This window comes from Clostridium sp. AM49-4BH (assembly GCF_003478335.1).
Classification (GTDB): domain Bacteria; phylum Bacillota; class Clostridia; order Lachnospirales; family Lachnospiraceae; genus Butyribacter.
This window is the reverse complement of sequence record NZ_QUFB01000083.1, coordinates 1-6,366: the sequence shown is the minus strand read 5'-3', so window position 1 is coordinate 6,366 and position 6,366 is coordinate 1. Positions and strand designations below refer to the sequence as shown.

The window sequence follows — 6,366 nt, the reverse complement described above, 5'->3', positions numbered from 1 at the left end:
TTTTGATTAATGTATGGAATTTAATCTGTGACAAGAAAATGAAAAGAGAAGTTAGTATCGAAAAAAGATACCAACTTCTCTCATAATTAGCCTTAACTTAATGCCATTGGGAGAAAGTGATACGCCCGCTTACAAACCGGCTGGCTGAAAAATACCATACCGGACCATTAAAGGAGAAAGATCCGGCGCTGGATTATTTACCCGATTACGACAGGAAGCAAGGAACAATGACGGGAAAAGAACGGGTGGAGCAGGATATTGACCAGTGCATTTTGGAAAGCAGATCTTATGCAGATTTCAAGAAGCGTCTGGTGCGGGATTATGATTACCAACTGCGGGAAGGAGTATCAAGAGAGCATGGTGTCTATCTTGCTCTGACACCGTCGGGGAGAGGAAAAGCTATTCGTACCTATCGATTAAGTGAGGGCTATATGCCGGCAGACATTGACCAGCGTATTGCTTCAAAGACTGCCAACAGAGTTCCGGTGAAACGGGAGAAAGCAGAAAAGAGAAATACAAAACTTGACTGGGCAATGAGCCGGAATTATCAGTTTATCCCGTATAAAGAAATGTCGGAATATCAGAAGGCAATGGTACGGCAGGTGTTGGAGGCAAGAAGATTGTATCAGCGAACCGGAACGCCGCTGTACATCCATGAACGAAGTGTCAGTATTCTTCGGAAAATGAAAAATGAGACGAAACAATGTGGTGTGTATGTAAAACGAAGAGAGACAAGAAGAGTGCAGAAAGAACTCATCAAAACGATGCAGCAGAGGAGGAAGAAACAGTTATGACAACAGAACAGATGGCATTAGTAAAGAAACTGATCCAAAAGCATGAGATTGAAGCAACGGATGCCGAGTGGACATTGATTTTTATGGGAGTCGGCTATGGGTTGTCAGAACAGCAGATAGACAGCTATCTTGTGATGAATACTACTGACCTATTGGCAAAGCATGAAAAGATGCTCTGTATTCTTTTGGGGATGGATTCAGAAACGCAAGGAGCAACCAATGAAATTCAAAATCCTGCAGAAAGAATACAGTTTATGCTAGAAAATCATTTCCAAAGAAAGAAACCGGAGAGTGGTTATGAAAGTGTGATGCAGTATGTGATTGAGGACAGTGACCTGTCAGCAGCACAGATCGAACAGCTTCGGAAAGCGGTAGAAGCAGGAATGCCGGCAGAGGACATTTTAGAAATGGCAAAGAAGCGAAAGGATGTGATGGAGATACGACGATGTATCGAATTTTATGAAATGATGCAGCAAAAAGGCAAACAGGAAAATGTAAAGAAAAGCAGGAGGACAAGCAAATGAGTGAAGAATTACAATCGTTAGTGCAGATCATAGAATTATATGGAAGAGGTCTGGAAGGTTTGGGAAAAGCCATACGGTTCTCGGCAAAGGGAGCCGAGAAAGGAGTGCAGATCGCACAGGTGAAAACATTACAGCATCGAATGAAACTTCATTATGCCAGCGAGGGGACACACAATACCATGAAATTGTCTGATCTGGAGAAAATGACCGGCGGAAGATACACAATCTTAAATATTCCTCTGGAAGGGGAAAAAGAGCTGATCCCTTTTTATGACCGCTTGAAAAAGATGAAAGTAGCTTTTGCGGAGCTGCCGGACTTAAATCTGGGAGACGGCTATACACAGATCGCATACAATCCAGAGCAGGTGGAGAGCGTGCGGATGGTCATTGAATACTATAAAAAGAAATTCAGGGAAGAAGCGAAAGAGATCGATTTGGACGAATATATGGGAATGGCAAGTCCCGGAGAACTGGAATATCTGGATGAACTTGCCGCCAAAGGATATGAAGGCAGGATACATGAGGAGCAGCTTGAGGAGCTTCAGCAGCGGATACAGGATAGAGAGTATCTTCCAATCAGTATCAATGTGGAATCTCTTCTTTTGCGTGAAGAAAAGGATGCTTATCTGTTTCGTATTCCCCGTGGCAGATTAGGAGAAAATCTTTCCAGTGCCATACGGATCAAAAAGTCAGACTGTATTCTTTTGGATGAGGGACAGACTGTGATCACCTGCCTGAAACGAGAGGGAGACATCTGGGGATATGCACTGGATCAAAGTCAGAATATTCATGAGAAAGAAAAAGTGAAACTGGATATTGCAAAATTGGAAAAAGCATTTGCCCCGGTGGAAAATGACCGTGTGAAAATGATCGAAAAACTGAAACCGGAGTATGCAGCGATCTTTCCCTCTTTTAATCAGGGACAGGAGATGGAAGAAAAATCTTCTGTCCCTGAACCGGTTCCAGAGCAAACAGTGGGAAAAGTATTGTCTCTGGAAAAAATGAAAGAGCGTTATCAAAGTCCGGAATACATCCCGGTAACCTTTGACATGGAAACACAGATGGTGGCAGAATCCCCGAATCTCTATATTGCCAATCTTCCAAAGGAGCCACAGGAATCCAAAGACTTTATCCGGTGTATTTCTTTGGATAAGACAGCGGTAAGTGTTTCGGAGGATGGAAAACGGCTGCAGGCATACCTGAAGCGAAGCGAAACTTCTGAGGTTCGGGAAATTGATTTGGAGGGAAAAGAACTGCGAAAATACAGCAAAAAGAATGAAGACATTGCGGCAGAGTGTCTGAAGTATCAGAGAAGCAGAGGGAGAGAGAGGCAGCCGGTACCGGAAGAGATATTGCGGCACAAACCGGATGTAAACCTTAAGAAACGATAGGAAAGCAGTGTGAAATAAATGATCAGATTTTTCACACTGCGAATTTATAGTTTTGGCTCAAACTTTGTGGGCTGAGAAAGGAATATAGGATCCATATGAAACGAAAGAAAGAATGCTCCCGTGCAACGTATGTTGCCGGTGACAGCAGAAAAAGAAGATTACACCAATTATTCAAAGTGTGTGCGGTTTTGTTACTGCCCACGCTTTATTTGTTTTACAGTCTTAGCGGATTGTATCTTGTGGATGTGGAAATATCAAAATTGAAAGAACAGATCGTCTGGTGTCTGCTGCATCCGTTGAAAGTTTATAATGACAAAAGTTACAGTATGGTTTTGGTGGGAGGTTTGCTGTGGATGATCTGCAGTTTTCAGGCATACAGTAAAAGCGACCATAACCGGATGCCCGGCAATGAGTTTGGTTCTGCCAAATGGGGCGAAGTGCGGGCGTTCAATGAAAAGTATGCCGCAAGGACAGAAGAAACAAAGTCCGGTCTGTCTCCGGAAAACAAAGTGTTATCGCAAAATGTGCGTTTCCGCTACGACTCGGATACTCTTCGCAATAACAACATCGTGGTTGTTGGGGGCAGTGGTGCCGGCAAGACAGCGTTCTTCCTGACACCCAATCTGATGTCGTTACACGACTGCAACATCTATACGGATCCGAAGGGAAGCCTTGCGGAGGAGCTGGGAGCATGGCTGGCGAAACAGAAGGATACCAGAGTATATACGCTGAACTTGTGTGAAATGGAGAAAAGCATGCATTTCAATCCGTTTCCGTATATCCGCAGTAAGAGCGATATCACGAAGCTGGTGACGAATCTGATCCAGAATACAAACTCAGCAAATATCAAAAATTCTTCTCAGGATCCTTTCTGGGAAAAGGCAGAGCGGATGTTCCTAGAAAGCCTTTTTCTCTATGTATGGATGGAGTGTCCGAAGGGGGTATATAACCCAAAAAGAGGAAAGGCAGAACTTCTACAGAGAAACTGGAAATCCATTCTTTATCTGTTAGATGAGGCACAGTTCGTGGATGAAGATACGCCGCCAAAGTTAGATGAACGCATGAAAGAACTGGCGAAGAAAAAGCCGGATCATCCGGCCGTAAAAGCATACCAGCGTTATAGAGGCGGTCCGGATGAAACGATCCGTTCCGTCATTATGACAGTCAATGCCCGGATGCAGCCTTTTGATAATGAGGAACTTTTGGAGATCTTTTCATCCAATGACATCCCGCTGGATGAGTTTGGAACGGGAATGGATGGAGACGGGAAAACAAAGAGCAACCTTTTTATCATCATTCCGGATGATGACGATACCTTTAACTTCGTACCGGGGATGGTGTATACGCTGCTTTTTCAAGAACTGTACCGGCAGGCGAGATTCTTTGGCGGAAAACTGCCGATGGATGTGGGATTCTGGCTGGATGAAATGGCGAATATCAAGATGCCGAATAACTTTGATAAGATCCTTGCCACCTGCAGAAGCCGTGGTGTGTACTGTGTGCCAATCTTACAGTCTCTGGCACAGCTAAAAACGCTTTTTACGGACGGAGCATGGGAAGGCATTGTCGGAAACTGCGACACCTTTATCTATCTGGGTGGTAACGAAGCAAGCACCTATGAATATGTCTCAAAGCTGCTTGGAAAATGGACGATCGACAAACGAACCAGTGGAGAAAGCAAAGGAACCAGCGTTCTTACAGTGAGAATTACGATGTGCTTGGCAGGGAGTTGATGTTAGAGTATGAGCTTCGCCTGTTGCCGGATGATGAATGTATTATTTTTGTGCGTGGGGAAAATCCAATCCGGGATAAGAAATGGTTCCCGTGGGAACATGAAGTATATCTGGAAGCAAGAAAATGTGGTGCTTTTGTCCCGGTGGTGCAGAAAGAAAAGCAGAAACAGCAGATGAAAGAATGTGACTTTATCGGGGAAGAGTCATTGAAATATCTCAAAAAACAGCAATCGAAAAATGAAAACATCCGGCTGTATGAACTGGACGCCTTTTCCTTTATGATGATGGATCTGGATGTGATGGAGAAGAAGATTCATTCCACGCCAAAAGATGTCAAAGGAGCAGAAGTGGAAAAGACGATTACTGCCGGCATGATCCAGTCTGCGGTAAATCATGAAATGAAACGGGAAGCGGAAGAACGAAAAGCATGGTTTATCGAAAACTTTGATAAACTCGCACTGCTTGATATCTATGCTTCCGAGTGGACGAGCGAGACAAGAAGAAAAGTAATCCGCGAACTGCTACAGGCGGGAGCAGAGGAGGGTGTGATCAAGTCCATCATTCGTCCGGAGATTGAGGAAGGACAGGTGCTGCAGAAGAAGGGGATGTGGCTGGAGATGCAGCAATGTAGTTGTCCTTAAAGGAGTCGAAATTGCAGAAAATATGTGTGCGTGGTATTCTTGTTTGAAAAAGGAGAATATCATGAAGAATCAACAGGAACTAATAGATGAATATTTGTATTATTGTTTAAAACAAAGAAAGTTGGACGAGAAAACAGTTCGTGCATATCGAATTGATTTAAGACAATTTTCTGAATTTTGTGTTCAAAAGAAATTGGTAACTGAAAAAGCAATAATTCGTCAATACATTTTGCATCTACACGAATCATACAAACAAAAGACAGTAAAACGTAAGGTTGCTAGTATAAAAGCATTTTATTCTTATTTAGAGGATGAAGAAATCATAGATGATAGCCCTTTGAGAAAGATTCGGACAGAATTTCGGGAAGAAAAAATTTTACCACGCTCGATTCCGTATTCTATCTTGCAGTCATTATTAAGTAGTATGTACTCAAAAAAAAGCATAGAGAGTACAATATCTGAAAAAAAATTGCTAAATCGCGATATAGCGGTAGTCGAAACTTTATTTTCTACAGGAATAAGAATATCGGAATTGTGTAATTTGATGCAAAAAAATATTGACATTGAACAGGGGATATTTTGCATAAAAGGAAAGGGTGGGAAGGAACGCTATCTGCAGATAGGAACGGGAGAAGTGTTAGCGCAGTTGAAAGAATACAAGAGGCATTGGGAAAAGGAATTGAATTTGAGTGAATTCTTCTTTCTAAATCGCTATGGGGAACGATATTCTGAGCAGTCAGCACGTCGAATGATCCAACGCTACACTCAAGAAGCAATGATTGAAATGCATATTACGCCACATATGTTTCGTCATGCGTTTGCTACATTACTCTTGGAAGAAGAAGTTGACATACGTTTTATTCAGAAAATGTTGGGGCATGCGTCAATCATGACAACGCAGATTTATGCTGAGGTTGCATTAAAAAAGCAGATGGAGATTTTGAAAATGAAACATCCTAGAAATCGAATGGAAATTTTAGAGAAACATATTGAAACAGAAGGTAAGGGGGTGGTATAATGGAATGGTACTGATAATTGAATATTATCGGACGGAGAGATGTGCTGTGGCGGATAATTTTTAGTTATCAGTCAGTTTTTTGAAAAATTTACGAATCATTATTATTGATAGAAAAGAGGTATTTATGAATTCCCTTTCAAAATTTCAAAATGTAGAAATTAACGAAGACGAAGATTACACTTGCAGAGATTTTTCTTACACCCAATATATAGACATTGACTTTTCATTGTATAAACCAATATCTTTTTTTTCGAAGTGATTTAGG

6 protein-coding genes are annotated in these 6,366 nt (G+C 42.1%); all 6 read left to right on the top strand.

Annotation, left to right across the window (positions count from 1 at the left end; translation table 11 throughout):
- Positions 1-227: 227 nt before the first annotated feature.
- The 6 genes from DW981_RS13925 to DW981_RS13900 all read left to right on the top strand — a co-directional run bounded on the left by DW981_RS13925 (position 228) and on the right by DW981_RS13900 (position 6,101).
- A complete protein-coding gene (locus tag DW981_RS13925) occupies positions 228-794 on the top strand; it encodes a hypothetical protein (RefSeq protein ID WP_147352666.1) in 567 nt (188 codons plus the stop codon).
- On the top strand, positions 791-1,318 hold the full coding sequence (locus DW981_RS13920; protein ID WP_118508159.1) for a hypothetical protein: 528 nt from the start codon (positions 791-793) through the stop codon (positions 1,316-1,318). The genes DW981_RS13925 and DW981_RS13920 overlap by 4 nt, the downstream gene beginning before the upstream one ends.
- The gene (locus DW981_RS13915; RefSeq protein ID WP_118508158.1) at positions 1,315-2,709 is read left to right on the top strand and encodes a hypothetical protein; all 1,395 of its coding nucleotides are present in this window, start codon (positions 1,315-1,317) and stop codon (positions 2,707-2,709) included. The genes DW981_RS13920 and DW981_RS13915 overlap by 4 nt, the downstream gene beginning before the upstream one ends.
- A 95-nt stretch (positions 2,710-2,804) precedes the next feature.
- Positions 2,805-4,442 (top strand): VirD4-like conjugal transfer protein, CD1115 family, encoded by a 1,638-nt coding sequence (locus DW981_RS13910; RefSeq protein ID WP_118508157.1) that lies wholly within the window; start codon positions 2,805-2,807, stop codon positions 4,440-4,442.
- Positions 4,355-5,083, top strand: coding sequence for a type IV secretory system conjugative DNA transfer family protein (locus DW981_RS13905; RefSeq protein WP_118508156.1), 729 nt, complete (start codon positions 4,355-4,357; stop codon positions 5,081-5,083). The genes DW981_RS13910 and DW981_RS13905 overlap by 88 nt, the downstream gene beginning before the upstream one ends.
- A gap of 61 nt (positions 5,084-5,144) precedes the next feature.
- The gene (locus DW981_RS13900; RefSeq protein ID WP_118508161.1) at positions 5,145-6,101 is read left to right on the top strand and encodes a tyrosine-type recombinase/integrase; all 957 of its coding nucleotides are present in this window, start codon (positions 5,145-5,147) and stop codon (positions 6,099-6,101) included.
- Positions 6,102-6,366 lie beyond the last annotated feature (265 nt).

Coding starts and splice junctions, on each gene's coding strand:
- DW981_RS13925 (WP_147352666.1), top strand. CDS start 228: ATGACGGGAAAAGAACGGGTGGAGCAGGATATTGACCAGTGCATTTTG.
- DW981_RS13920 (WP_118508159.1), top strand. CDS start 791: ATGACAACAGAACAGATGGCATTAGTAAAGAAACTGATCCAAAAGCAT.
- DW981_RS13915 (WP_118508158.1), top strand. CDS start 1,315: ATGAGTGAAGAATTACAATCGTTAGTGCAGATCATAGAATTATATGGA.
- DW981_RS13910 (WP_118508157.1), top strand. CDS start 2,805: ATGAAACGAAAGAAAGAATGCTCCCGTGCAACGTATGTTGCCGGTGAC.
- DW981_RS13905 (WP_118508156.1), top strand. CDS start 4,355: ATGGACGATCGACAAACGAACCAGTGGAGAAAGCAAAGGAACCAGCGT.
- DW981_RS13900 (WP_118508161.1), top strand. CDS start 5,145: ATGAAGAATCAACAGGAACTAATAGATGAATATTTGTATTATTGTTTA.